Raw genomic sequence first — 25,724 nt, forward strand, 5'->3', positions numbered from 1 at the left:
TGCACCCCCCTGCGCATGTGCTCGGAGTCTAAGACGCGGATCCTTCAAGTTTTGACCTAAGGGAAACCATACCCAATTCCCGGGCAGTTGCCAACGCTTCGGCCTCAAGCGACAGGGCCGAGCGCAGATCCTGAGCGCGACCGCGACGGCGAAGAGCCCAGGCGCGCGCGGCTTGGCTGTGGGCGATCCACGGCGGAGCGGCCATCGCTGTGTCCACTTGGATCGCGGTTTCGAACAGCTCGTCGGCGGTGTCCCAATCACCCAACACGGCGGACAGAGCTCCCAGCCGCCGGGCCGCGGATCCGGTGCAGACGGTTGTCGCGCCGGCCGTGATCGTCAGGTCCCTATAGGGCAGCAGCTTGTCGATCAGCGTTTGGGCATGGTGCGTGTTCTCGACTGCCACGCAGATATCCGCCAGATAGGACAGGGTGGTCGAGTACATCGCGTCCTGAGGCAGGTCAAAACCGGTGTCCGCGATCTCATTGAGAATTCGCTCGGCGGGCTCGCGAAACCCCAGTTCGGCGGCTATCAGGCCGAATCCGGGTTTCCAGCTGGTTTCGCCGGGGCTGTCGGACATGAGCCGTTTGATCACAGGGGCCACCTCATGCAGCCGGGCCTGCTCGCGCCGGATGGTGAACATCTGAACGCCGTAGACACCCTCGACATGGGCGCCGTGTGTCTGACGCCCAATTTTGACCGCTTCGTCTGCATAGGTCTCGGCGCGTTCGAAATCACCATTCAGGATGGCCACCATTGCACGGGCGTGGATCTGGACCCAATACAGCTGTCGGTGGTTGTCCTTGTCCGAAATCTCGGTCAGCAGTTTCAACGAGGTGTCGACCAACTGGCGGTCCGCCATTTCGGCACCGACAAACAGGCTCAGGGTACGGTCGCGACCCTGATCGATGTTTCCAAGCTTTTCCGCAACTTCGTGCATGGATTCGAGGTTCTTGCGCCAGTTCCGCCGATCTTCGCCCTGTCGCGCCACGAAGGGAGCGCCGAAGCGGGTCATCATGACGGCGAACTGGGATTTGTGATCCCCCAGCCGGGCGGCCAGTTCCATGCATAGCTGGCCATATTTGGCGCCCTCGGAAAAGTCGCCGATGAACATGTAGGCGCGGGCGATCTGGGCCATCAGACGACACCGCCGAACTTCATCTGTTGGCGGCAGGTTGTCTAATGCCTCAAGGCAAAGGCTGATCGCCTGGCCGTGCCGTTGACCGGCCATCATGCATGAATCGGCGAAGTGATGTGCCGCGTCGGCAGCAAGGTCCGTCCGGCCTGAGTGCCGGGCCGCGTCCGAAGCTTCCTTCAGTTTGGCGATTCCTTCCGGCAACCTGCCTGCGCTGTCATAGCTGCGCCCAAGCAGCAGGTTTCCAACGATCGTCTGAGGGCTTTTTTCGTCGCCGAGTTTTTGCGCGGCTTTCAGGGTTTCCGTCGCATTGGCCAGGGCCTCCTGGCTGGCCGACCGTGACAGGGCCATTTCCGTCGCAGCGCGCCATCGGTCATAGGCGGCAGCCCAGTCTTCGGCCTCGGTCAGGTGCCGGGCGGCCAACTCGGGGCGCCGTTCAATCTCGGCCGACCGCAACTGCATCAGCGCGCGGGCGACATTGGCGTGTTGGGCCTTGCGCGTGCTACTGAGCATGGACTGATAGGCGGTGTCCCTTATCAACGCATGGCGGAATACATAGTGCCCTTTGTGGTGTCCGCTTTCAAAGACCAGACCAGCACGACATAGCTCAGCCAGACAAGTGTCGAGCTCTGCCGGGGCTTCCGGCATCGACGCGGCAAGCAGAGCCGGTTCGAACTCGCGACCGATAACGGACGCGGCAAGAGCCGTTTGCTTGGCGTCGGGCGATACGGCGTCCAACCGGGCCATCAATGCTCCGCTGAGGGACGAGGGCACGTTCACACCTACCCCGCCGGTTTCGTGTATCGCGCGGGTCAGTTCCTCGACAAAAAGGGGCACGCCGTCGGTTTTGTCGACAATCAGGTCGACCAATTCCGGATCCGGATCGCGGCCCGAGACACGTTGCACCAGATGGGCGACCTGCTCGGCATCAAGCCGCCCCAGATGCAGGGTTTGGACATGGCTGTCCCCTTCGGTCTTCTGCATTTCCCAGCCGGGGCGATGCGTGATCACGATCAGAAGGGGAAGGTCGACGCACAACGCTTTGAAACGGTCCAGCAGCGCGTGGGTCGAGGCGTCGATCCAATGGGCGTCCTCGACAAACAGGATGACCGGACGTTGGACGGCCCGGGCCTTTACCGTGGTGATCAGCGCTTGGATCGTCAGGTCTCGCTGTTCCTGGGGCGACAGTTGCAGGACCTGCTGGGCCAAGGTGCTTCGCGGGGCGACCAAGGCGGCGAAGGCAGGAAGAACTAGGTCCAGATCCAGTCCCTGCCGTTGGGCCAGCATGTCGTGAACACTCTCCTGCACCCTGTCGTCGTCAAAATCCGGGTCGACGCCCGCATCCTGCGAGATCCGTTCGGCAACCGGGTGAAACGGACTGCTGGTCAGGTAGGGTGAGCAGTTCAGTCTGATGATGTCGGCCTGATGGACCACGCTTTCGTCCTGCAGAAACTCCTCGATCAGGCGCGACTTGCCGATTCCCGCTTCACCTGACAGCAGGACCACCTCGCCTTTGCCGTCCTGCGCGTGTTTCCAGGATTGCAGAAGGATGCCCTTTTCAAAACTACGGCCGATCAGGAATCCGTGGGCACCATCCCCGCGAACCGCGTGGAACCGGCTTTCGGCGTTGCGTTCAGCCATGACCTGAACCAGGTCGTGCGCGGCATCGAAGCCTTTCAGAGGCACGCGGCCCAAGGATGAAACCTCGAACACGCCATCCAACGACCCTGTCAGGTCTGCATGGGGCATGACGACGGCGTTTGCCGGGGCTTTTTCCTGCAACCTGGCGGCCAAGTTCAACACCGGCCCGGTCATGGCGCCTTCTTCGAACGAGTTTTCACCGATCGCGTCACCGACAACCACGTCACCGTTGGCGATGCCGATGCGGACGGCGAGCGGGGTTCCGTCGGGCGTCGTCATCTGCCGGACCCTTCGCACGGCTTCGAGACCGGCTTTGACGGCCCGAATGGCGTGATCCTCATAGGCGCGGGGCCACCCGAAAAAGACCAGCAGCCCGTCGCCAAGGTATTTTGCGACATATCCTCCATACCGGCTGACAGCACCTGCGACGGAATCCTGGTATCTCTGCAACAGGATCCGCATGTCTTCGGGGTCGATCCGGTTGGTCAATTCGGTCGAGCCGACGAGGTCGGCAAAAAAGACCGTCAGATGGCGCCGCTCGGCCGGAGCGCGCGACGGTTGCCCATCCGTGTCGGGCCGTATTTCGGCTGCGGCCGCTGCGATGTCAGATGTGGGTTGCTCGGGCGCGTGTTCATCAGACAGGACGCGGGCGGCAGCCAGAATGACCTTGCGATGCCCGAGGCTGACTCCAAGCTCTCGGAGATCGTCATTGGTCAGCAGAGGCAATACGCGTGCATCAACGTCATTCTCCGCAAAGGTCTCTGCGTATTGGCCCAGACCAAGATCGTTCAGCCATGTTTTGACCGTGAACCCCATTGACGGATCATGCGTGGTTGCAATTCGTCAATCAAGCGTGAGGAGTAAAATTTACATAATCATGATTACGCGGCTCAGGGATCAGAACTCATTCCGCGGCCCACGTGATCCGGTCAGGCGCGGTCAGTCTTTGCCAAGCGTCATATTGCGACAGGAACACCTGCCCGTTCAGTTCGTCGAGGAAATGCGACTGCTTCAGACGGTCCATGACCGGGCCTTTGACCTCGCTCAGGTGCAGCCCGACACCCATGTCGCGCAGGCGGTGGTTGATCGCCTCAAGGCTTTCGAGCGCCGAGAAGTCGACCTCGTTCACCGCCGAGAACATCAGCACCACGTTGCGGATCTCGCAGCCCTCGGTCACGCGCGACTGGATCAGGTCCTCGAGGAAGCGGGCATTCACGAAGTACAGGCTTTCATCCACCCGCAGCGTGACCAGCGTGGGGTCGGTCTGGACCTTGTGGCGCAGGATGTTGCGGAAGTGTTGAGTGCCCGGCACCAGCCCCAGTTCGGCCACATGTGGACGTGAAGTCTTGTAAAGATGCAGAAGGATCGAGATTGCCACGCCGCTGGCAACACCCGCTTCGACGCCGGCCATCAGGGTCAGGACGATTGTAGCGGCGACGGCGGTGAAATCGGCCCGTGAATAGCCCCAGGTCTTTTTGAGGATTGAAAAATCCACCAGGCTAAGCACCGCCACGATGATCGTCGCGGCCAGCGTCGCCTTGGGCAAGAAATAGACAAGCGGGGTCAGGAAGAGTGCGGCAACCGCCAGCCCAACGGCGGTGAAGGCACCGGCCGCCGGGGTCTCGGCGCCCGCGTCGAAGTTCACCACCGAGCGCGAGAATCCGCCGGTGACCGGAAAGCCCCCGGTGAAGGCGGCGCCCAGATTGGCCGCGCCCAGGCCGATCAGTTCCTGGTCGGGATCGACGCGCTGACGTTTCTTGGCCGCCAGCGTCTGCGCGACCGAGATGCTTTCGACGAAGCCGATGATCGAGATCAGGATGGCGGGCACCAGCAGCGCGCCGATCAGGTCCGAGGACAGCCCCGGCAGGGTCAGCGGAGGCAGGCTTTGGGGCACCTCGCCCACGATCTTGACGCCGCGCGCGTCCAGCCCGAAGGCCCAGACCGCCATCGTGGTTGCCACTACCGCCACCACAGGCCCGGCCTTGGTCAGCAAATCGGCCAAAAGCGGCGGTACGCCCATGCGCCGCAGCGCGGGTTTGAGGTTCTTGCGCACCCAGAACAGGAAGGCCGTGGCCAGTGCGCCGATCACCACCGTAATCCCGCTGGTCTGGTCCAGATGCGCCAAGATAGAGCCCAGCATCTCGGGCAGGGTATGGCCATGCGCGCTGACCCCCAGGATGTGTTTCAACTGGCTGGTGGCGATCAGAATGCCCGAGGCGGTGATGAAACCCGCGATCACCGGATGAGACAGGAAGTTGGCCAGAAAGCCCAGCCGGAACACACCCAGCAACACCAGGAACCCGCCCGACAGAAAGGCCAGTGTCAGCGCCGCCACCGCATATCCGGCGGTGCCCTGTTCAGCCACCTGCCCCACCGCGCTTGCCGTCAGCAGCGACACCACCGCCACCGGACCCACCGCCAGCGCCCGGCTGGTGCCGAAGATCGCATAGAGGATGATCGGCACGATCGAGGCATAGATCCCCGCCTCGGGCGGCAGCCCCGCCAGCAGCGCATAAGCCAGCGATTGCGGGATCAGCATGATCGTCACGATCACCGCCGCGATCAGGTCGTTCGACAGCGCCTCCCGGTCGTACCGGCGGCCCCAATCCAGAATTGGCAAGTATCGCAACAGGTTGTGCATCGGTTCCACGTTCAAGAGGGCGCAGGGCGGGTGTTGGATGGCGCAGGGCAAGAAGCCCTAGCGACCTATTCGGCCGCCACCTTCAGCGGCTCGGGCTTGGCCATCCATTCCTTGCCCTTCAGCATCGCTGACCAATAGACCGGCGGTAGCAGCTTTTCCTTCAGGAACCAGGCCGCGCGGCTGGGTTTGGTCCCGTCGATCAGGAGTTTCGGGAAGCTGGGCTTCAGGACGCCGCCATAGCCGAACTCGGCCAGCACGATCTTGCCGCGCTCCACCGTCAACGGGCACGAGCCATAGCCGTCATAGGCCGCCACCGGGGCGCGGCCTTGGATATCGGCCACGATGTTGTCGGCCACCACTGGCGCCTGCTTACGCGCCGCCGCCGCGGTTTTCGCGTTCGGCGCGTTCATCACGTCGCCCAGCGACCAGATGTTGTCGAAGCTCTTGTGGCGCAGCGTCGTCTGATCCACATCGACCCAACCTGCCGCATCCGCCAGCGGCGACACCCGGATGAAGTCTGGCGCCACCTGCGGCGGGCAGACATGCATCATGTGGAACTCGACCGTCACCTGCTCGGGCTGCTCGTCGGGCTTGGCCACCTTGAACGTGGCGGTCTTCGCCGTTCCGTCCACCGCCACCAGATTGTGGAAGAAATTCAGCGCGGCGTCGTATTTCTTGACGTAGTCCATCAGCGCCGGGACATAGTCCTTGACCCCGAACAGCACCCCGCCCGCGTTCATGAACTGGATGTCGATGTCCTGGAGAACTCCGCGCCGGACCCACGCATCGCCCGACAGGTACATCGCCTTTTGCGGCGCGCCGGCACATTTGATCGGCATCGGCGGCTGGGTGAACAGCGCCCGGCCCGCTTTCAGACCCTCGACCAGCTGCCAAGTATAAGGCGCCAGATCATAGCGATAGTTCGAGGTCACCCCGTTGCGGCCCAGAGTTTCCTCGAGCCCTTCGACCGCGCCCCAGTCCAGCTTGAGCCCAGGGGTCACCACCAGACGGTCGTATTTGACCACCCGGCAACCATCCAGAATGACAGCGTTGTTCTGTGGCTCGAACGCGGCCACGGCGGCCTTGATCCATTTGACCCCGCGCGGGATCAGCGCGCCCATGGTCTTGGCCGTCTGTTCCGGGGTGAACACGCCGCCGCCCACTAGGGTCCAGCCGGGTTGATAATAGTGCACGTCCGACGGGTCGATGATGGCGATCGACAGGTCGGATTTGCGCGCATGCAGGCTGGCAGCGGTGGCGATGCCCCCTGCCCCGCCGCCCACGATCACCACGTCAAAGGACGCGTCGCCGGTGTCGGTGGGCGTTTTGCCGCCATTGGCGATGCGGCGGGCCACGCCGCTCATGTCATATCCGGCAGCCTTGGTTGAGGTCAGGATGTCAGGCAAGGCTCGGCCCTGCGCGGCCTCGTGCAGCGACCAAAGCGTGGCCGAGCGCGTGCCCGTCCGGCAATAGGCCAGGATCGGACCTGGCAGTTCGGTCAGGGCTTGACCGAAGGCCTGCGCGTCCTCATCCCGAACCAGGCCAGTCTGGACGGGAACGTACCGGGCTTCGATGCCAAGCTTTTCTGCAGCGGCCTCGATTTCCCCGAATGTCGGTTGGTCGGACCCTTCACCGTCGGGGCGATTGCAGATGATGGCGCGGAAGCCCGCGGCCTTGATCGCCGGGATATCGGCAAGCGTTACCTGTGGCGACACCGAGAGTGCGCCCGAAATCTTTCGGATTTCCATTGTTGTCTCCTGCGGTCAGATCTTGTTGACCGGAACCTTGAGCATCTGGTTGCCGTCCTTGTCGGTCGGGATGTCACCCGCCCGGATATTGACCTGGATCGACGGGATGATCAGGGTCGGCATCGCCAGCGTCGCGTCACGCTCGGTGCGCATCTTGATGAACTCGTCCCGCGACTTGCCGCCGCCCACGTGAATGTTGTGCGCCTTTTCCTCGGCCACCGTGGTTTCCCAGCGAATGTCGCGGCCGTTGGGGCCGTAATCGTGGCACATGAACAGGCGGGTTTCGTCCGGCAGGCTCAGCACCTTCTGGATCGAGTCATAAAGCGTTCCCGCATCTCCGCCCGGAAAGTCGGCTCGGGCCGAACCACCATCGGGCATGAACAGCGTGTCACCCACAAACGCCGCATCGCCCATCACATGCACCATGCAGGCCGGTGTATGGCCCGGTGTGTGCATGGTGAAGGCGGTCATGTTGCCGATCTTGTAGGTCATGCCATCGGTGAACAGTGCATCGAACTGGCTGCCGTCACGCTGGAACTCGGTGCCTTCGTTGAAGATCTTGCCGAAGACCTCCTGCACGATCTTGATGTTCTCGCCAATGCCGATCTTGCCGCCCAGCTTCTGCTGGATGTAGGGCGCCGCCGACAGGTGATCGGCATGGGCGTGGGTCTCGATGATCCACTCCAGTTTCAGGCCCTGCTTTTCGATCTCGGCGATCAGCAGGTCGGCATGTTCGAATGTGATCCGGCCAGCGGCATAGTCGATGTCCATCACGCTGTCGATGATCGCGCAAGCGTTGGATGTCGGGTCCGAAACGATATAGCTGATCGTCGCCGTGGCCTCGTCGTAGAAGCCCTGAACCTTGGGTTTGACGCTCAGATCCACCGGATACGCGGAAATCGGTGTCGCGATTGCGTCAGCCATTTTCTGGTTGTGGGTGTCGATTGCCTTTTGGTCGGTCATGATCGTGCCTCCTCTCTGACGCTCAGGCCTTGGCCGAACGTGTAATCAATGGTTGCCCTTGCAGAATGCGCGCCAACGCCAGCCCGGCGGCGACCGCGCCCAGAAACAGCAGAACCTCCCACCGTCCGGTGCCCAGGGCCGGAATTGCCGCGCCCGGGCAGAATCCTGCGATGCCCCAGCCCACGCCAAACAAGGCTGAGCCGCCGACAAGCTTCATGTCGATGTGCTTTGCGCCCGGAATCTGGAACCGGTCCGCATAAAGAGGCGCGGCGCGGCGCCATACCAAGCGATAGCCGATGAATGTCACCACCAGCGCACCGCCCATTACGAAGGCGAGGCTGGGGTCCCAGGTTCCGGCCAGATCGAAGAAATTCAGCACCTTGGCCGGGTTCATCATGCCCGAGATCGCGATGCCTGTGCCGAAGACGAGGCCGGTCAGGAACGTATGAAACAGTTTCATTGCCTCACCCTCCGAACATGTGGCGGATTACGAAAACCGTGATGGCGGCAGTTGCCATGAAGGTCGGAACGGCGACCAGGGACCGGGTCGCCAACCGCGACAGGCCGCACACTCCGTGACCCGAGGTGCACCCCGAGCCGAGGCTGGCGCCCAGACCGACGATGACGCCGCCGACAACGATCATCAGCGGGCTGATCGGCACGTCGATGGCCGGCATGGAGCCGGTCAGCACGTAGATCAGACCCGGCGCAACGATCATTCCGGCAACAAGCGCCAGACGCCAGGAAAACTCGGACCCGCTGTCAGGAAAGACCAGGCCGGACATGATCCCGGTGGCACCCATGATGCGGCCGAGGCCCAGCATCAACAACACGGCGCCCAAGCCTATCAGCAGGCCGCCGCCAAAGGATGCAAATGGCGTGAATACGGTTTCCATATTATCTGGTCCTGCAGGTTTTGATGCCCAAAAGCGTGTACACCGGGCAGAATTTCATGGTCGCGGTCAACAGCATGATGATGCCGACGATCACAGCGCCATATTTGAAAAGGGGTGCGGCGAACAGGGCCAGCCCGCTGAAGAGTGCCAGGTACAGCAGGACCAACCCAAGAGCTGCGCGCAGCGTGCGGTCGATCGTTCCGACGTTGTTGGTCATGTCGCCCTCCATATTCAGGTTTCTGAATGGCATATATGACGCCAGGAGCGTCTCTTCAGTGACAATGTCACGAAAGCCGAAAAGATTCCCGAAAAATCAGGTGCTGTGGGCCAAAGCCTGCAAAGCCGTTGTGTCGGTGAGCGTAATCTTGCCCCGGGATTGTGAAACTAACTCGCGTTTTTGGAAGTCGTGCAACACCCGCGAGACAACTTCACGCGCGGTTCCCAGTTCGCTGGCCAGTTGTTGGTGTGTCGCCTGCACCTCGTTCGCGCCATCGGCCAATGCAAGCAGACGTTCTGCCAGCCGGACATCGATCCGGCCGAAGGCGACGTCATCGACCACACGCAGAAGGTCGATCAAACGGCGGGAATAGGCTTGGAACACGAAATCGCGGAAAGCGTCCTCTTCCGCGGCAAGGCGGTCGAAGGCAGGCTTGGGCAGGACGATCGCGGTGACATCTGTTTCAGCAATGCCTTCGGCGTTATAGGCCTCTTCGGCCAGCATGCATGCCGTGGTCAGCACGCAGCTTTCGCCGGCTTCGACCCGATACAAGACGATTTCGCGCCCTGTATCCGAGCTTTGTGAAACGCGGATCCGGCCTTCGTACAGAAACATGAGGCTGTCCGGTACATTGTCGGGCCCGAACACCTCGGCCCCTTTTGGAAATTTCACGATCCGCGCAGCCGCGCGCAACCGGGCGCGGACCGCCTCGGGCAGGTGGCTGGTTCCGTGGAACCGCTGGGTCCAGTCAGCGATCGTCATGTGGCTGCTTGCATGGGTGGCCAAAAGCCCTCGTAGATCAGTACGGTTCTGCCGTCTTTCGTCCGGCCCGGACGACACGCTCGTAACGGTGCATCTTGTGCACCCGGCGCATGGCGTAGGACAGAACCGTGGTCACGATCAAGGGAAAGCTCCCGAATATGCCTCGGGTCCATCTGTCAGTCGCGACCCAGATCCTTGAGGATCGGACAATCCGGGCGGTCATCTCCGGCGCATTCTTGGATCAGGTGCGACAGTGTTTCGCGCATGGCTTTCAGGCCTTCGATCTTGGCATCAATCTCTTCGAGGTTCTGTTTCGCGATCCGCTTGACGTCCGCGCTGGCGCGGTGCTTGTCCTCATACAGCGCCAGCAGCGAGCGGCAGTCTTCGATGGTGAACCCCAGCGACCGCGCGCGCCCGATGAAAGCCAGCTTGTGCAGCTCTTTCTCGTCGAAATGGCGGTATCCATTGGTCGAGCGTCTGGGTTTGATGAAACCGATATCCTCATAATACCGGATGGTCTTGGCCGGCAAACCCGAGCGTTCGGCGACGTCCCCGATGTTCATGGCGGCTCCTTTCCTATTCGGCGGGTGTGGGTGCGTGTGCGATGGTCTGCGGTTTGCGGTCAGATCCGCTCGGCGGTCGGGCCGCCTTGACCCAACGCAGCCGCAGTGCGTTTGACAAGACGAACACGCTGGACAGCGCCATGGCGCCAGCCGCCAAAACCGGGGACAGCAAGGGTCCGCCAAAGGGATAGAGGATACCTGCGGCCACCGGAATCAGCAGCGTGTTGTAGCCAAAGGCCCAGAACAGGTTCTGCCGGATATTGCGCATGGTGCGCTGGCTGATATCGAAGGCGTTGACCACGCCGATCAGATCGCCCGACATCAGCACCACGTCTGCGGCCTCGATTGCGACGTCGGTCCCGGTGCCGATGGCAATACCGACATCCGCGGCCGCCAGCGCCGGAGCATCGTTGATCCCATCGCCGACAAAGGCCAACTTGCCGCCGTTCACGCGCAGGTTTTCCAATGCAGCGACTTTGCCCTCGGGCAGGACTTCGGCGACCACGGTGTCGATCCCAAGCTGTGCCGCGATGGCATGGGCCGTCGCCCTGTTGTCGCCCGTGATCATCGCCACTTTGAGCCCCAGCGCGTGCAAGGCTTCGATGGCCTCCGGTGTGCTGGGCTTGATCGGGTCGGCCACCGCGATTGCGGCGGCAGCGGTTCCGTCGATTGCGGCGTAGAGCGGTGTTCTGCCTTTGGCGGCCAGCGACGCGCCGTGATCTGACAGCGCGCTGATGTCGATGCCTTCGCGCTCCATCAGACGATCGGCACCGATGAGGATGCTGTGCCCTTCGACAGCCGCTTGAACCCCATAGCCGGTGATCGACTTGAAATCCTCGGGCTTCGGCAGATTCAGGCCGCGTGTCTCGGCCGCGCGCACGATGGCGGTGGCGATCGGATGTTCAGAAGTGGCCTCGACGGCTGCGACCAGGCGCAGGACGGTGTCCTCATCCAGCCCTTGGGCAACCACAAGATCAGTCAGTTCCGGGCGGCCTTCCGTCAGGGTGCCGGTCTTGTCCACCGCTACAACAGTGGTTTCCTGCAACATCTGCAGCGCGTCGCCCTTGCGGAACAGAACGCCCATTTCCGCAGCGCGCCCCGTGCCCACCATGATCGATGTCGGCGTAGCCAGGCCCATTGCGCAGGGGCAGGCAATGATCAGCACCGCGACCCCGGCAACCAGAGCCATACTGAGAGCCGGGTCCGGTCCGAACAGCAACCAAACAAGGACTGTCACGACCGCAACTGCGATCACCGCGGGAACAAACCAAAGGGTTATACGGTCAACCATGCCCTGAATGGGCAGCTTCGCGCCCTGAGCCTGTTCGACCATCTGAATGATCTGCGCCAGCATCGTATCCGCTCCGATCTTTTCGGCGCGGACGGTCAACGCTCCGGTACCGTTCACGGTGCCGCCTACGACGGTTGCGTCAGAGGATTTCTCGACCGGAACGGGCTCACCCGTGATCATGCTTTCGTCAACATACGAACTGCCGCCCAGCACCGAGCCATCGACCGGGATCTTTTCGCCGGGCCGCACGTGAACCAGATCGCCCACTGCTATCTGATCAATAGGCAGTTCGACGATGCGGTTCTCCCGTTCGACCCGCGCGGTTTTGGCCTGCAGGCCGACCAGCTTGCGGATCGCCTCGCCGGTTCGGCCTTTGGCGCGTGCTTCAAGAAAGCGGCCCAGCAGGATCAGAACCACGATGACCGCGGCCGCCTCGTAATAGACATTGGCCGTGCCGGTCGGAAGGATTTCGGGCGCAAAGGTCGAGATCAGCGAGAACCCATAAGCCGCCGACGTGCCCAAAGCGACCAGCGAATTCATGTCTGGCGCACCCTTGGCAAGTGCTGGAAAGCCCTTGGTGTAGAATTGAAGACCGGGCCCGAACAGGACCAGTGTCGTCAAGACGAACTGAATGTAGTGGCTGGCTTGCAGACCGATGGTGCTTGCAATCAGATGATGCATGCCGGGAATGACATGCGCGCCCATTTCAAGGATGAAAACCGGCAAGGCCAGGATTGCCGCAAACCCCGTTCGCAGTGCCAGTATGCGGATTTCGTCAGCTTTGCGATCCTGCGCCGCTGCCTGAGCCGAGTTGCGCGGCGTCGCCGGGTACCCGGCCGCGTTGGCCAATGCAGCAATCGCTTCGGGTGTCGTGGCGCCCGCTGCAAACTGGACGGTCGCGCTTTCCGAGGCGAGGTTGACCGACGTCGCCAGCACCCCCTGCCCGGCAAGCAAAGCCTTCTCGACCCGGCCGACGCATGAAGCACAGCTCATGCCCTGGATGTTGAGCGTGACGGTCTCGGTTACGGCTGGATAGCCCACCGCCTCCATCGCCTGTGCGATGGATTTGACATCAGCCGGAGCATGGAAATCCACCTGGACGCTCTCATTCGCCAGGTTTACTGCAGCCAAGTCGACGCCCGGAACCGCGCTGAGCGCACGCTCAACCCGGGCCACGCAAGACGCGCAACTCATCCCCTGAACCTGAAATTTGGCATGTGAAATATTGGCCATGTCGTCACCACGATTATCCGGTCGACCCTGTACATAAGGGTTCCAGCAAGTGGAAGGTCAAGGCCCTCTGCGGAATATCCCTGCACACCAAGCAAACCATCCCGTCAGGGCAAGAGCAGTTGCGGCTGTGCTCCGTCGGCAACAGGGCAACGATGGATGGCGACGGATCCTTGGTGAATTGAAGCGGAATCGCTTGGATGCGAGGGTATCACGCAAAGAGAATCACTTGGGAATCGGAAAGGTGCGGCATGACAACGAGGAAAGCATTGATTGGGCTATGCGCGCTGTCCCTGATTGCCGCCTGCACCGAGACCACGTCGATGTCCGGCGACAAAGCCCCCGGTGATCTTGCCAAAGTGCCCGAGGGCGTGGTCGAAATCGCCGCTCCGGGGCAGGACCTGACCGCCGTTCGGATCATGCCCGAAGACGGTTGTTACTGGTACCGTTACGTGGGTCCGGTCGAAACGACATACCTACCGCTGAGAACCGCCGATGGCCGCCCGATCTGTGCCCGGGCGTGACGGATCAGCTGCTGGCAGTCGCAAATCTTTCGGGTGGGTATAGATGAGCCGTCGCACCCGGCTGCACCCGGTCATACAGGCCTATGATATGGGCCATGACCATGCGCACACACCCTGAGCTTGCCCGCCCGCCGATAGACCGGGAATAGGGTGTTCCGTGGATGCGCAGATATGTGTCGCGATTGCCCTGAAACAGGTAGAAAGCGCGTGCGCCCAAGGGGTTGTTGGGTCCGCCGGGCATTCCGTCGGCAAACTGCGCATAGTCTTGCGGATCACGTTTGATCATGTCCGCGGTTGGGGTCCAACGCGGCCATTTGGCCTTGCGCCGGATGGTATAGGTCCCGGGTTCGTAGAGATTGCCACGGGCGATCGCCACGCCGTATCGCATCGCGGTTCCGCCCTCTTCGATGAAATACAGGTAGCGCGCGACCGCATCCACGTGAATGTCACCGGGCACCAGCGACCGATTGGTTTCGACCCGTTGCGGCAGAAACCGGGGATTCAACCCCCAAGGGTTCGAGGTGGCCGGGTCATAGTTGGCCGGCGTCACCTGCCTGTCCCAAGCCGCCCATTGAGATGCGGTCGACGCTTCGGCCGATGTCGCGCCAAGAATCGGTTGCGAGAAAACAGCAAGCGAAGTCGCAACAAAATGTCTTCTGGTCAGCATGTCTGCACCTCCAGTCGCCTTGCCGTGGCAGCAAGAAAAAAGATCGGACTAAACGATTCCCTGAAACAGACCCCGAGTCCATTCACTTGTTCGTTTGATGCAAAACCTTGTCGCAACTGGTGTTTTGAGGTCGTGCACAAACGGCTGCCGAAAGCCACGCATCTGGATAAGACGAATTTCTGAGCCGCCTCGGGTGGGTTGTCATAAAACTGTTACGGAAGCGTTACATAAGCTTCGCACGCCCGGACTACTGCACTCATCAAGGCCGCAGGGGGCGGCCAAAGCTGATTCTCAGGAGTGACCATGACCACCATCAAACTGACCGCTTCGGTTCTGGCAATCACCGCGATCGCCGCGTCCGCTGCCTCGGCGCGCGACGCCATCCGTATCGTCGGATCGTCGACCGTATTCCCGTACACCCAAGCCGTGGCCGAGCAGTTCGCCAACAACACGGGCGCAGCTTCGCCCATCGTCGAATCGACCGGTACCGGCGGCGGCATGAAAATCTTCTGCGAAGGCATCGGTGAAAACACCGCCGACATCACCGGCGCATCGCGTGCCATGAAGGCTTCGGAATACGAGCTGTGCCAAAAGAACGGCGTCACAGACATCTCGGAAGCCCTGATCGGTTTCGACGGCCTGTCGATCGCCATCTCGCGCAGCAATGAACAGGATTGGGACCTGTCGCTGGCCGACATCTACATGGCTCTCGGCGCCCAGGTGCCGGTTGATGGCGAGTGGAAGGACAACCCGTACAAGACCTGGAACGAAATCAACCCCGACCTGCCGGCCGTGGAAATCCTGGCCTATGGCCCGCCGCCGACCTCGGGCACCCGCGACGCGTTCGTCGAGCTGGCCATGCATGAAGGCTGCAAAGAGCTGGACTTCGTCAAGAGCGGTGACTTCGACAAGAAATGGGTCAAGGAAAACTGCTCGCGCATGCGTACCGACGGACCCTTCGTCGAAGCGGGCGAGAATGACAACCTGATCGTTCAGCGCCTTGAGGCGGACCCGAACGCCGTGGGCATCTTCGGCTACTCGTTCCTGTACGAGAACCTGGACAAGCTGAAGCCGGTCACGATCGAAGGCGTCGAGCCGAATGCCGACACCATCGCCGACAAATCCTATCCGGTGTCCCGCCCGCTGTACTTCTATGTAAAGAATGCGCATCGCGGCGTGATCCCGAACCTGGACGAGTTCCTGGCAGAATACATGTCGGATGATGCTTTGGCATCCGACGGCTACCTGGCCGAACGTGGTCTGGTTGGCCTGTCCGACGAGCGCCGTGAAGAGCTGCAGGACGCAATTCTGGACGGCCAGAACATGGAACCCAAGTCGTAAGATTTGCAATTCACAGGGCTGTCCGGCCGCGAAACCGGGCAGCCCATTTTTGTGCCTGGGGGGCAGATGACTACTTTCGTGTTTGCGGCGCTGTTGGGCGTCAGTATCCTTGGATATTTGCTGAACAGACGGGCTGCGGCCGGTCTGCGCGCAGATGGGACGTCCCTGCACTCCCTGCCCGGCTATCACGGGCTGTTTTCTTTTCTGTCCACGCTGGTTCCAGTCTTTGTGCTGATCGTACTTTGGCTGATCTTGCAGGGGCCGGTGATCGACCATGTGGTCATGTCGGGCCTGCCTGCCGGCAGCCTTGACGGATTGGACACTGGCGGGCGCCAGCTGGTGCTGGCCGAGATCAAGTCGATCTCGCGCGGTCAGATTTTCGGCGAGCCGGAACAGTGGAAGACGGACGCAGCCCAGCGGTATCTTGAACTGCATCAGATGTCGGGATGGGTTCTGCTGTCGATCGTTGTCATTCTGTCACTGGCCATCGTGGCATTTGCCCGGTCGCGTGTCGGCGTCGAATTCCGCGCCCGCCACAGTGTGGAACGCATCGTTTCCGGCCTAATGATTTTCTGCTCGACCGTCGCCATCTTTACGACCGTCGGCATCATTGCCGCGCTGCTGTTCGAATCCATCCGCTTTTTCGAGATGGTGCCGATCACCGAGTTCTTCTTCGGGCTGAACTGGGAACCGCAGATTCCTCTGCGCGAGGACCAGATTGCGGCCGAAGGTGCCTTTGGCTGGCTTCCGGTCATCCTCGGCACGATCGTCATTACCGTGGTCGCGTTGTTCCTGGCGGTGCCGGTGGGCCTGCTGTCGGCCATCTACCTGAACGAATTCGCGCCCGACCGCTTGCGGGCGGTGGCCAAGCCAGTGCTGGAGATTCTGGCCGGCGTGCCGACCGTGGTCTATGGCTTTTTCGCGATCCTGGTCGTGGCCCCGGCCATGCGCAGTTTCGGAGCCTCACTGGGCATTCCGGTTTCGCCCAACACGGCGCTGGCCGCAGGCAGCGTGATGGGCATCATGCTGATCCCGTTTATCTCGTCCTTTACCGACGACGCCCTGTCAGCCGTGCCGAAATCTCTGCGTGACGGAGCACTGGCGCTGGGTGCGACACGGGCCGAGACGGTTCTGAACGTGCTGTTCCCCGCCGCCATTCCCGGCATCGTCGGTGGCATCCTGTTGGCCGTCAGCCGCGCGATCGGGGAAACCATGATCGTTGTGATGGCGGCGGGCCTGATCGCCTCGCTGACCATCAACCCGCTGGACAGCGTGACCACGGTGACCGTGCAGATCGTCACGCTTCTGATCGGCGACACCTCGTTCGACAACCCCAAGACGCTGGCAGCCTTTGCCTTGGGCATGATGCTGTTCGTCGTCACCCTGATCATCAACGTCTTCGCGCTGCGCATCGTGCGCAAGTACCGCGAAGCCTATGACTGAGGCCAAGAATCATGGCTGACCTGACTGCAGGACAAAACAACTCGCCCAAAGGCGGAGACACCGCCGACGCCGTGCGCGCCGGCCTAGCCCGCCGCAACCGCAAGCAGAAGATACTGCAGGGCCTTGGCCTGGGCGCGATTGGGTTTGCATTTCTGATGCTGTTCATCCTGGTGGCCTCGCTGGTGTCATCCGGATACCAGGCGTTCACCCAGACCAAGATCACGCTCGAGGTCTATGTCGACCCCGAGGAGATCGAGCCCGAAAAGCTGCCGCGGGGCGGTTTCAAGGACGTGTTGCAAGCCTCGCTGTCCGAGTTGCTGCCCGAGGTGGACACCAGCGATCGGGCTACCCGAAAGGCCCTGTCAGGCATTCTGTCCAACGGAGCGCAGTTTGATCTGCGCGACCGGGTGGTGGCCGACCCTGCGCTGATTGGTCAGACCATCACGATGACCGTGCCGGTATCTGACCCGTATGACCAGCTGAACAAGGGCACCATCGACCGCGACACGCCCGAACAGAACCGCCGCTTGAACGATGCCGAGATTGCGTGGTTCGATCAGCTCAAGGCCGAAGGCGTGATCAGCAAGCCGCTGAACACCGGCCTGGTCACCAATGCCGACAGCCGGTTCCCCGAATTGGCGGGCCTGAAGGGCGCGCTGATCGGGTCGTTCTGGGCGCTGTTCGTGTGTTTCGTGATTTCCTTCCCGCTGGGCATCGGCGCGGCGATCTACCTTGAGGAATTCGCGCCCAAGAACAAGGTCAGTGACTTCATCGAGGTCAACATCAACAACCTGGCCGCGGTGCCGTCGGTCGTTTTCGGCCTGTTGGCGCTGGCGGTGTTCATCGGCTGGTTCGGGCTACCGCGCTCGGCCCCGTTCGTGGGTGGCATGACGCTGGCGCTGATGACCATGCCGACGATCATCATCGCCACCCGCGCGGCGCTGAAGGCCGTGCCGCCCTCGATCCGCGAGGCGGCCCTGGGCATCGGTGCGTCCAAGCACCAGGTGGTGTTCGGTCATGTGCTGCCGCTGGCGATGCCCGGCATCCTGACCGGTACGATCATCGGGCTGGCGCAGGCCTTGGGGGAAACTGCTCCGTTGCTGCTGATCGGGATGAACGCGTTCATCACCTCGGCCCCGGCTGGCCCGTTCGACAGTGCCACCGCCCTACCCACGCAGATCTTCATCTGGGCTGACAGCCCCGAGCGCGGCTTCGTCAGCCGGACCTCGGCCGCGATCCTGGTGCTGCTGGGGTTCCTGGTCACGATGAATGCAATCGCGATCTATCTTCGCAACAAATTCGAGCGCAGCTGGTAAGCGCAAAGGGGTCATCATGATGAACGACATGAGCAAGATCGAGCCGAGTACCGCCGTCGACGCCATCAAAATTCAGGCGAAGGGCGTCCAGGTCTTTTATGGCGACAACCAGGCAATCAAGGACGTATCGGTCGACATTCTCGACAAAACGGTAACCGCTTTCATCGGCCCGTCCGGATGCGGCAAGTCCACGTTCCTGCGCTGCCTGAACCGGATGAACGACACGATTGACGTCTGCCGGGTCGAAGGCGACATCCGGATCGACAACGAAGACATCTACGACAAACGGATCGACCCGGTGCAGCTGCGTGCCAAGGTGGGTATGGTGTTCCAAAAGCCGAACCCGTTCCCCAAGTCGATCTACGACAACGTAGCCTATGGTCCCCGGATCCACGGACTGGCCAGAACAAAAGCCGATCTGGATGAGATCGTTGAGAAATCCCTGCGCCGTGGCGCCATCTGGGATGAGGTGAAGGATCGCCTGCACGAGCCCGGCACCGGCTTGTCCGGCGGTCAGCAGCAGCGCCTTTGCATTGCGCGCGCGGTTGCCACTGAACCCGAGGTCCTGTTGATGGACGAGCCGTGCTCGGCTTTGGATCCAATCGCAACCGCCCAGGTCGAGGAACTGATTGACGAGTTGAAGCTGAACTTCTCGGTGGTGATCGTCACGCACTCGATGCAGCAGGCGGCTCGAGTCAGCCAGAAAACCGCGTTCTTCCACCTTGGCAGTCTGGTGGAATACGGGGACACGGGGCACATCTTCACCAATCCCGAAGACCCGCGCACGGAATCCTACATCACCGGGAGAATCGGATGACCCAGGACGCCATGAAGGACAAGCACATCGTCCGATCTTTTGATCAGGAACTCGAATCCGTTCAGGCGCATCTGATGCGCATGGGTGGTTTGGTCGAGAGCTGCCTGTCGGACGCGATCCGGGCACTGTGCGACAAGGATGTCGAACTCGCCGCGCGCACCGTCAAGGCTGATCGCGCCATCGACGAGTTGGAAGAGATGGTCAAGAACGACAGCGCCAACATCATCGCACGGCGCGCTCCTACGGCCATCGACCTGCGCGTGGTCCTGGCGACCTTCACCATCGCCAACCAGCTCGAGCGCAGTGGGGACCATGCCAAAAACATCGCCAAGCGGGCCGTGACCCTGGCGGACTCCGCGAGTTTGGACGAAGTCAAATCGGCGATCGCGCGTCAGGCCCAGCTGGTGCAGAGCATGATTGCGGATGCCCTGGATTGCTTCATCCAGCGGGACGCGGACAGGGCCCAGGCCATCCGTGAACGTGACGCCGATGTGGATGCGATGTACAATAACGTGTTTCGCGCTCTGCTGACCCATATGATGGAGAACCCGGGCAATATCACCCCGGGCATGCATCTGCATTTCGTGGCCAAGAACCTCGAGCGGATCGGTGATCATGCCACCGGGATCGCCGAGCAGACCATCTATCTTGTCAGTGGGCAGTTGCCTGATGATGACCGCCCGCGCCTCGACAAGACACCGACGGAAACCACCGAGGTCCTGTGATGCCAACGCCATCGATCCTTGTCGTCGAAGATGAACCCGCACAGCGCGAGATCATCTGCTACAACCTCGAGGCCGAAGGCTTTGACGTGCGCCAGGCCGAAACCGGTGACGAGGCGCTGTTGCAGATCAAGGAAGTTCCGCCCGATCTGATCCTGCTGGACTGGATGCTGCCCGGCGTTTCCGGGATCGAGATTTGCCGCCAGCTGAAGATGACAGCCGCGACCCGTGCCATTCCGGTGATCATGCTCTCGGCAAAATCCGAAGAGGTCGACAAGGTGCGCGGGCTGGAAACCGGTGCCGACGACTATGTCACCAAGCCCTATTCGGTGATCGAGCTGATGGCCCGAGTCAAATCCCAGTTCCGGCGGACCCGCCCCGCAGCCGTAGGCGAGCGGTTGGAATACGATGACATCGTCCTGGATGCCGAGACGCACCGCGTGACCCGCGCGGACGAGGACATCAAGCTGGGCCCGACAGAGTTCCGGCTGCTGTCGACCTTCATGGAAAAGCCGGGCCGGGTCTGGAGTCGCGAACAATTGCTCGACCGGGTCTGGGGGCGCGACATCTACGTGGACACCCGGACCGTCGATGTGCATATCGGGCGTTTGCGAAAAGCTCTGACCGTGCGTGGAGGGGTTGACCCGATCCGCACCGTGCGCGGGGCCGGTTACGCGCTCGGCTGAGCCCTGGCCTCTGCCATTTCGCGCAGGTGACATCCCAGCATCAGCTGCGCGGGCCAGAGCAGATAGGCCTCGATCTCGATGTTTTCGCCGAAGGTCAGCAGCAGCAGGGTCATCAGCAGGCCCAGCGGCAGTCGGCCGCGCGCCGAGCGGACCGCGTCGGTGATCACCACGCCGAAATGCACGGCGAAGGGGACAAGAAACGCCACGAAGCCGGTGATGCCCTTGACGAACAGAAGGCCGTACCAGGTATGGTGGCTTCCGATGGGCATATACTCGACCAAATGCGCACCGGGCTGAACCGTTCCGTGACCAAAAAGCATCGCGTCGGACTGCCAGCGTTCATAGGCAATGCGTTGCAGGGTTTCGCGCACACGGGTGCTGTCGGCGCGGGCCGATTTGAAATTCTGCAGCGCCTGGTTGACCAGGTCGATCGCGGCGGCTCCCCACGCCGCGGACGCCGTTGCCACGGCCGACACCAGAAACCATCCGATGCTGCGCGCCACCAACGGCAAAAGGCGCGGCCCCAGCGTGCAGGCCACCAACCCGACCAGCCCCATGCGGGATTTCGACGCCAGGATCATCACAATGCCTGCGCTCAGACCGACGGCCATCCATCCCCGGTGCCGCTCTTCGAGCGCGAACAGGACCATGCATACCCCCAGCAGGGCGGCAAATGGCGACCAGGGCGCGAAGAACTGCCACCGGGGCGTCCAACTGGCCGGATCGATCGTGTAGAGATAGACTGAGAAATACTCGGGCCCCGGCCCACCTACCGCCTTGAGCGGTGAGGTGAAGATCTGGCTGGGCAGGCCCAGATAAGGTGCCGCCAACAGCGGGGGCGCAAGGCACAGGGTCCACAGCCCCAGTCTGCACTGGCCCCGCACCAGAACCTCGCGCCGGATCGGCAGCACGGCCCCGGCCAGAATGAACAATGGAATAAGCGCCCAGCCCTTGGCCCAGCCGATCGAAGACTTGATGGTTTTACCCAGCCCCAGCCCCCAATCCAGATGGCCGGCCCACAGTGCAAACAGCATCAACAGCATGCCGGCCATCCATAGCCAAACCAGCGCCGGAACCGGCCCGGTGGCCCGCAGGTCCGGACGGATCGTCGGCCCCAGATACAAGGCCAGCGCCGCCAACCCCGCCAGGGACCATCCCAGTACCGGCCCGACGACATAGAGCGCGCCGATGGCATAGAACGGCCATGTCCAGACCAGCGCGCGCCAGACAAGCCGCTCGGCCGGGTTCTGCGGCTCGGCCTGGGTCATGCCTTGTTCTCGCCTGTGTCTTTCAGCAGCCGCGAGATCAGCGGGTTGCGGACCCATGCCAGCGTCAGCCCGATCAAAAGCATCAATGTGGCGGCAATCCCGGCCGCGATCGATAGCTTCTTGTTGGGTGAAGACGGCCGTTCCGGCAGCGACGGATTTTCCAGCACCTGGATCAGCGGGTACGAGGCATAGACATCGGTCTTTTTCGATTCCGACCGGGCGATGGCCGAAGCAAAGACGGCTTCGGCCACGGCAAAATCCCTTTGACGGTCTTCGAGTTCGGCGGCCACCGGCGCCAGCGCGGACAGGCGCGCAGTTTCGGCCGCGACCTGTGCGGCAAGGGTTTTTACATGCTTCTCCTGCCCCGCGCGCAGGGCGTTTTCGCGGACAAGCTCGCTGAGCAACTGCGCGCGCTCTCCCTCGGGGGCGCGGTCCAGACCCGAGAGCTGATCGACCGACAGGCCGGTCACCTCGGCCGCGCGTTGGACGGCAACCTGTCGTGCGCCTTCATATTCATCCCGCGCTGTGCGGTAGACCGGATGGCGCGGCCCGAAATTAGCATCGGCCTGCGCCAGCTTGGCCGCGCCGGCCGAGACATCCTTGAGCAGCGACATGTATTGCGCGTCGGCGTACAGCTTTAGCGTCACCGCGGCGGCATCCGGCGGCAGATCCAGCGCGACCTCAAGAGCCGCGACCCGCTCGGCCTGGCGGGCCAGCGTGCTTTCTTCGGCCCGCAGCGTCTGGCGCGCGCGGTCATTGGCGGCCACCTGCTCACGGTATTGGGCGGCCGAGAGCAGCCCACTCTGCCGCTGCAATTGCTCGATCGCAGCGCGGGTTTCACGAACCGAGCGCTGATACTCGTCGATTGCGCCGCTGTTGCTGGCTTCGCGCGTGGCGATCTCGTCCGCGCGCAGGGCGTCGATCTCGGCAAAGAATGCAGCGACAAGGGCATCGCCGTGGCGTTGCGCATCCCCCGGGCTGGTGGCCTCCATTTCGATATGGATAAGGCTGGTCTGGTCCACCAGGCGGATGCGCGGCTTGCCGAACGCATCGCGCTCGGCCTCGACGGCGCGTGCGGCCGCATCCAGAATGCGATCGGCCGACAACAGCCGTTTGTAGGTTTCGGTGGGGCTGATCGACCCGTTGGCAAAGGCCGAATTGGCGTAGGACGAGGCCTGCCCGATATTGGCCAGATTGACCGTGGCCGACGCGCCCGATCCCGGCAGGATCAACGAGGCGTGGGATGCGTATTTGACCGGCGCGGTTGCCAGATACCCGCTGATCGGAGCCCAAATGCAGCTGGACCCCAAAAGAAACAACGCAACGTATCGCGGCAGCCGTCCCGCATCGGTCAGCCGCCCGCCCTTGAGAACGCGCCGCCAGCCCAGCGACCGGATGTCAGTGCGGCTGATGCGCGCCCAGTCCCAGGGGCGGTTTGGCGCAAGCGTTTGTTGGTTGTCGGAAATCTGGTTCGGCATATCAAATCCTCTCTTACAGGAATGATATACCGGGGCGGCTTGGGCTGTCCGCTGCGCAAGGGGTTAGGCCGGGGCGGGTTGGGACAGGCCCCCTATCCGAAAGGATGGGCGCTGGTCAGAACAGGCCCGCCTCGCGCGCGGCCATCGCGGCCTGGGTACGGTTGCTGACACCCACTTTGCGGTACAGCGTTTTCACATGCAGCTTGATCGTGGGCTCGGACAGGTCCAGATCGCGGGCGATCTCCTTGTTCGACTTGCCCTCGGTCAGACCCTTGAGGACCTGGCGCTCGCGCTCGGTCAGTTTTTTGGCCATCGGGTGGGTGTCGTTCGGCTGCTCGGCGCTCATGAATCCGACGGGCAGATATTGCTCGCCCATGGCCATGAAACGGATGGCGTTCACCAGAGACTTGGCCGGCAGGGTCTTGGGCACGAACCCGGCTGCCCCCAGCTCGAGCGCACGTTCAGCCAGATCGCGCGAGGCATCGCCGGTGAACAGCGCCACATGCCGCGCGCGATCCATGCCAATGCAGGTTTCCAACCCGCTCAGCCCGTTCATGCCTGGCATGTTGAGGTCCAGCAGAACCAGATCAAACGGACCGTCGGATTCGATCTTGGCCCTTGCGGTTGCAAAATCCGGCGCGGTGGTGGGTTCGATCCCGCCTGCGGCCTCGATGAAGGCGACGAGCGTGTCCAGAACCAGTTCGTGATCGTCGGCGATAAGAACTTTCATCAATGAACTCCATGTGCCTCCACCCAGACCTGAAAAGGTTAGTAAACCATTGATGATCGGCGGTGAAGACTACCGAACGGACAGGCAGATACCCGATCGGATAGGAGCAACTGGCCGGATTTCCTTGCGGTGCCGCATCCAGGCCGCGTCAGTCAGCCTATTTCTCCGCGCGCTCTCCCGATGCTCGTCTGTTGCGGCGCCGGCACAGCGGGCAGGTTCAGGGCAAGAGTTCAGTTCATGTTCGGAGAGTTCCATGCACTTTCAAGCCGCACACGCCCTATTCGACGGCGCACACACCACGCCCGGCACCGCGCTGCCAATCACCGAAATCCTCGGGCAGCCGGTGGTGAATGCAGAATCCGGTCCGGTCATCACCACGCTTTTGGATGGTCACCGCCGGACCGTCTTTTTCCTGAACGCACATTGCGCAAATGTCCGGGCAAAGAATGACCAATATCGAGCAGCCCTGACGCAAGCCGACTTCGTCCTGCCCGACGGGATCGGGGTCGAGCTTGCCGCCGCGATGCAGGGCGAACACCTGACCGAGAACCTGAACGGAACCGACTTTGTCCCGCGCCTGGTCCGGCGCGCGGCCAAGCTGGGCCAGTCGGTCTATCTGCTGGGCGGAACGCCCGGCACCGCACAGGCCGCAGCAGCGCGCCTGCAAGACATGGCACCCGGCCTGAGGATTGCCGGTTCACGCGACGGGTTTGGTGGCATCGAACGCACGGACGAAGCCCTGGACGAGATCAACCAATCCGGCGCAGATATCCTGCTGGTGGCCATGGGCGTTCCGCTGCAAGAACTGTGGATTACGCGGCACCGTGCCCGGCTGAACCCGAATCTGGTTCTGGGTGTCGGCGCGTTGTTCGACTTTCTGGCGGGCAACGTCCGGCGGGCACCCGGGATCGTGCGGCGGGTCCGGATGGAATGGGCGTGGCGGTTGGCGATGGAGCCGCGCCGCATGGCCCGCCGCTATCTGATCGGAAATTTCGAATTTCTGGGACGGTGCGTCGCCCAGGCTCTTGGCGGGCTGACGCCCAGCCGTAGTCTTGACCTGACCTTCGCGCTGGCGGCCATGACGGTTCTGGCCCTGCCGATGCTGGCCATTGCCGCCCTTGTCCGGCTGGACAGCCGCGGCCCGGCCCTGTTCCGGCAGACACGGGTGGGCAGGAACGGGGTGCCTTTCACCGTCTACAAGTTCCGCTCGATGACCACCGACGCCGAAGCGCAAAGGGCCAGCCTGCTGGCGCAGTCCGACCGCGCAGGCGTGTGCTTCAAGGCACGCCACGATCCGCGTGTCACGCGGGTGGGCAAGGTTCTGCGCCGCTTTTCGCTGGATGAGCTGCCGCAGATCCTCAACGTGTTGAAGGGCGATATGTCGATCGTCGGACCGCGCCCTGCCCTGCCCGAGGAGGTCGCCAAATACCCGCCCCGCGCGCTTGAACGCATGGCCGTCCGCCCCGGGATCACCGGCCTGTGGCAGGTGTCGGGCCGGGCCGCCATCGACTTTGACCGGATGATCGACCTGGACACGGCATATGTGCGGTCCCGTTCGGCCCTTCTGGATCTGATGCTGATTGCCATGACCGTGCGGGCCGTCGTGTCCGGCCGCGGCGCCTACTGAGAAAACCCAAGGAGAATTGTT

The 25,724-nt window shown here is 62.3% G+C and carries 22 protein-coding genes; 8 read left to right on the forward strand and 14 right to left on the reverse strand.

Translation table 11 applies throughout. The features are described from left to right. Positions 1–28: 28 nt before the first annotated feature. From ACR0NY_RS14920 to ACR0NY_RS14965, 10 genes are all read right to left on the reverse strand, one after another. Complete coding sequence (locus ACR0NY_RS14920; protein ID WP_170369588.1) at positions 29–3,589, reverse strand: AAA family ATPase; 3,561 nt, start codon at positions 3,587–3,589, stop codon at positions 29–31. A gap of 88 nt (positions 3,590–3,677) precedes the next feature. Next, positions 3,678–5,414, reverse strand: coding sequence for a SulP family inorganic anion transporter (locus ACR0NY_RS14925; protein ID WP_170341597.1), 1,737 nt, complete (start codon positions 5,412–5,414; stop codon positions 3,678–3,680). Between the two features lie 65 nt (positions 5,415–5,479). Continuing rightward, complete coding sequence (locus ACR0NY_RS14930; RefSeq protein ID WP_170369590.1) at positions 5,480–7,162, reverse strand: bifunctional protein tyrosine phosphatase family protein/NAD(P)/FAD-dependent oxidoreductase; 1,683 nt, start codon at positions 7,160–7,162, stop codon at positions 5,480–5,482. 15 nt (positions 7,163–7,177) lie between these two features. Further along, the gene (locus tag ACR0NY_RS14935) at positions 7,178–8,062 is read right to left on the reverse strand and encodes an MBL fold metallo-hydrolase (protein WP_170341794.1); all 885 of its coding nucleotides are present in this window, start codon (positions 8,060–8,062) and stop codon (positions 7,178–7,180) included. Positions 8,063–8,147: 85 nt separating this feature from the next. After that, a complete protein-coding gene (locus ACR0NY_RS14940; protein ID WP_093963297.1) occupies positions 8,148–8,585 on the reverse strand; it encodes a DUF6691 family protein in 438 nt (145 codons plus the stop codon). Between the two features lie 4 nt (positions 8,586–8,589). Beyond that, the gene (locus ACR0NY_RS14945) at positions 8,590–9,021 is read right to left on the reverse strand and encodes a YeeE/YedE family protein (protein ID WP_170369592.1); all 432 of its coding nucleotides are present in this window, start codon (positions 9,019–9,021) and stop codon (positions 8,590–8,592) included. A gap of 1 nt (position 9,022) precedes the next feature. After that, the gene (locus tag ACR0NY_RS14950; protein ID WP_170421196.1) at positions 9,023–9,238 is read right to left on the reverse strand and encodes a YgaP family membrane protein; all 216 of its coding nucleotides are present in this window, start codon (positions 9,236–9,238) and stop codon (positions 9,023–9,025) included. A 96-nt stretch (positions 9,239–9,334) separates the two neighbouring features. After that, complete coding sequence (locus ACR0NY_RS14955; RefSeq protein WP_170369267.1) at positions 9,335–10,000, reverse strand: Crp/Fnr family transcriptional regulator; 666 nt, start codon at positions 9,998–10,000, stop codon at positions 9,335–9,337. Between the two features lie 176 nt (positions 10,001–10,176). Next, complete coding sequence (cueR, locus tag ACR0NY_RS14960; RefSeq protein ID WP_093963300.1) at positions 10,177–10,563, reverse strand: Cu(I)-responsive transcriptional regulator; 387 nt, start codon at positions 10,561–10,563, stop codon at positions 10,177–10,179. A gap of 13 nt (positions 10,564–10,576) precedes the next feature. Beyond that, complete coding sequence (locus ACR0NY_RS14965; protein ID WP_170369269.1) at positions 10,577–13,087, reverse strand: heavy metal translocating P-type ATPase; 2,511 nt, start codon at positions 13,085–13,087, stop codon at positions 10,577–10,579. Between the two features lie 248 nt (positions 13,088–13,335). Between ACR0NY_RS14965 and ACR0NY_RS14970 the strand changes: the two genes are divergently transcribed. After that, positions 13,336–13,608 carry a hypothetical protein gene (locus ACR0NY_RS14970; protein WP_170341585.1) on the forward strand — a complete coding sequence of 91 codons (273 nt, stop codon included), beginning with the start codon at positions 13,336–13,338 and terminating at the stop codon, positions 13,606–13,608. Positions 13,609–13,612: 4 nt separating this feature from the next. Here the strand turns inward: ACR0NY_RS14970 and ACR0NY_RS14975 are convergent, their stop codons facing one another. Continuing rightward, on the reverse strand, positions 13,613–14,275 hold the full coding sequence (locus ACR0NY_RS14975) for a L,D-transpeptidase (RefSeq protein ID WP_093963303.1): 663 nt from the start codon (positions 14,273–14,275) through the stop codon (positions 13,613–13,615). A gap of 303 nt (positions 14,276–14,578) precedes the next feature. Here ACR0NY_RS14975 and ACR0NY_RS14980 point away from each other — a divergent pair, with 303 nt between their 5' ends. The 6 genes from ACR0NY_RS14980 (at position 14,579) to phoB (ending at position 20,600) form a co-directional block, all read left to right on the forward strand. Continuing rightward, positions 14,579–15,616 (forward strand): substrate-binding domain-containing protein, encoded by a 1,038-nt coding sequence (locus tag ACR0NY_RS14980; RefSeq protein ID WP_170341583.1) that lies wholly within the window; start codon positions 14,579–14,581, stop codon positions 15,614–15,616. Positions 15,617–15,682: 66 nt separating this feature from the next. Continuing rightward, positions 15,683–17,059 carry a phosphate ABC transporter permease subunit PstC gene (pstC, locus tag ACR0NY_RS14985; RefSeq protein WP_254432953.1) on the forward strand — a complete coding sequence of 459 codons (1,377 nt, stop codon included), beginning with the start codon at positions 15,683–15,685 and terminating at the stop codon, positions 17,057–17,059. 11 nt (positions 17,060–17,070) lie between these two features. Further along, positions 17,071–18,375, forward strand: coding sequence for a phosphate ABC transporter permease PstA (gene pstA, locus ACR0NY_RS14990; RefSeq protein WP_170341579.1), 1,305 nt, complete (start codon positions 17,071–17,073; stop codon positions 18,373–18,375). Positions 18,376–18,394: 19 nt separating this feature from the next. Next, complete coding sequence (gene pstB, locus ACR0NY_RS14995; protein ID WP_093963750.1) at positions 18,395–19,192, forward strand: phosphate ABC transporter ATP-binding protein PstB; 798 nt, start codon at positions 18,395–18,397, stop codon at positions 19,190–19,192. Further along, entirely contained in the window at positions 19,189–19,917 is a 729-nt protein-coding gene (gene phoU, locus ACR0NY_RS15000; RefSeq protein WP_254432954.1) for a phosphate signaling complex protein PhoU, read from the forward strand. The genes pstB and phoU overlap by 4 nt, the downstream gene beginning before the upstream one ends. Beyond that, positions 19,917–20,600, forward strand: coding sequence for a phosphate regulon transcriptional regulator PhoB (gene phoB / locus ACR0NY_RS15005; protein ID WP_170341577.1), 684 nt, complete (start codon positions 19,917–19,919; stop codon positions 20,598–20,600). Before phoU ends, phoB begins: the two co-directional genes overlap by 1 nt. Here the strand turns inward: phoB and ACR0NY_RS15010 are convergent. From ACR0NY_RS15010 to ACR0NY_RS15020, 3 genes are all read right to left on the reverse strand, one after another. Further along, positions 20,585–21,868: an O-antigen ligase domain-containing protein gene (locus ACR0NY_RS15010; RefSeq protein WP_170341576.1), complete on the reverse strand. Its 1,284-nt coding sequence runs from the start codon at positions 21,866–21,868 to the stop codon at positions 20,585–20,587. The genes phoB and ACR0NY_RS15010 overlap by 16 nt on opposite strands. Then, a complete protein-coding gene (locus ACR0NY_RS15015; protein WP_170369273.1) occupies positions 21,865–23,346 on the reverse strand; it encodes a GumC family protein in 1,482 nt (493 codons plus the stop codon). The genes ACR0NY_RS15010 and ACR0NY_RS15015 overlap by 4 nt, the downstream gene beginning before the upstream one ends. Positions 23,347–23,461: 115 nt before the next feature. Beyond that, entirely contained in the window at positions 23,462–24,076 is a 615-nt protein-coding gene (locus ACR0NY_RS15020) for a response regulator transcription factor (RefSeq protein WP_170341572.1), read from the reverse strand. Positions 24,077–24,329: 253 nt separating this feature from the next. Between ACR0NY_RS15020 and ACR0NY_RS15025 the strand changes: the two genes are divergently transcribed. Further along, the gene (locus ACR0NY_RS15025) at positions 24,330–25,703 is read left to right on the forward strand and encodes a WecB/TagA/CpsF family glycosyltransferase (protein WP_170369275.1); all 1,374 of its coding nucleotides are present in this window, start codon (positions 24,330–24,332) and stop codon (positions 25,701–25,703) included. Positions 25,704–25,724: the final 21 nt, after the last annotated feature.

The sequence above is a fragment of the Ruegeria sp. BJ5 genome (genome assembly GCF_056537865.1).

Bases quoted from the DNA above. Each gene is read 5' to 3' on its own strand.
- ACR0NY_RS14920 (WP_170369588.1), bottom strand. From the start codon at position 3,589: ATGGGGTTCACGGTCAAAACATGGCTGAACGATCTTGGTCTGGGCCAA.
- ACR0NY_RS14925 (WP_170341597.1), bottom strand. From the start codon at position 5,414: ATGCACAACCTGTTGCGATACTTGCCAATTCTGGATTGGGGCCGCCGG.
- ACR0NY_RS14930 (WP_170369590.1), bottom strand. From the start codon at position 7,162: ATGGAAATCCGAAAGATTTCGGGCGCACTCTCGGTGTCGCCACAGGTA.
- ACR0NY_RS14940 (WP_093963297.1), bottom strand. From the start codon at position 8,585: ATGAAACTGTTTCATACGTTCCTGACCGGCCTCGTCTTCGGCACAGGC.
- ACR0NY_RS14945 (WP_170369592.1), bottom strand. From the start codon at position 9,021: ATGGAAACCGTATTCACGCCATTTGCATCCTTTGGCGGCGGCCTGCTG.
- ACR0NY_RS14950 (WP_170421196.1), bottom strand. From the start codon at position 9,238: ATGACCAACAACGTCGGAACGATCGACCGCACGCTGCGCGCAGCTCTT.
- ACR0NY_RS14955 (WP_170369267.1), bottom strand. From the start codon at position 10,000: ATGACGATCGCTGACTGGACCCAGCGGTTCCACGGAACCAGCCACCTG.
- cueR (WP_093963300.1), bottom strand. From the start codon at position 10,563: ATGAACATCGGGGACGTCGCCGAACGCTCGGGTTTGCCGGCCAAGACC.
- ACR0NY_RS14965 (WP_170369269.1), bottom strand. From the start codon at position 13,087: ATGGCCAATATTTCACATGCCAAATTTCAGGTTCAGGGGATGAGTTGC.
- ACR0NY_RS14970 (WP_170341585.1), top strand. From the start codon at position 13,336: ATGACAACGAGGAAAGCATTGATTGGGCTATGCGCGCTGTCCCTGATT.
- ACR0NY_RS14975 (WP_093963303.1), bottom strand. From the start codon at position 14,275: ATGCTGACCAGAAGACATTTTGTTGCGACTTCGCTTGCTGTTTTCTCG.
- ACR0NY_RS14980 (WP_170341583.1), top strand. From the start codon at position 14,579: ATGACCACCATCAAACTGACCGCTTCGGTTCTGGCAATCACCGCGATC.
- pstC (WP_254432953.1), top strand. From the start codon at position 15,683: ATGACTACTTTCGTGTTTGCGGCGCTGTTGGGCGTCAGTATCCTTGGA.
- pstA (WP_170341579.1), top strand. From the start codon at position 17,071: ATGGCTGACCTGACTGCAGGACAAAACAACTCGCCCAAAGGCGGAGAC.
- pstB (WP_093963750.1), top strand. From the start codon at position 18,395: ATGAACGACATGAGCAAGATCGAGCCGAGTACCGCCGTCGACGCCATC.
- phoU (WP_254432954.1), top strand. From the start codon at position 19,189: ATGACCCAGGACGCCATGAAGGACAAGCACATCGTCCGATCTTTTGAT.
- phoB (WP_170341577.1), top strand. From the start codon at position 19,917: ATGCCAACGCCATCGATCCTTGTCGTCGAAGATGAACCCGCACAGCGC.
- ACR0NY_RS15010 (WP_170341576.1), bottom strand. From the start codon at position 21,868: ATGACCCAGGCCGAGCCGCAGAACCCGGCCGAGCGGCTTGTCTGGCGC.
- ACR0NY_RS15015 (WP_170369273.1), bottom strand. From the start codon at position 23,346: ATGCCGAACCAGATTTCCGACAACCAACAAACGCTTGCGCCAAACCGC.
- ACR0NY_RS15020 (WP_170341572.1), bottom strand. From the start codon at position 24,076: ATGAAAGTTCTTATCGCCGACGATCACGAACTGGTTCTGGACACGCTC.
- ACR0NY_RS15025 (WP_170369275.1), top strand. From the start codon at position 24,330: ATGCACTTTCAAGCCGCACACGCCCTATTCGACGGCGCACACACCACG.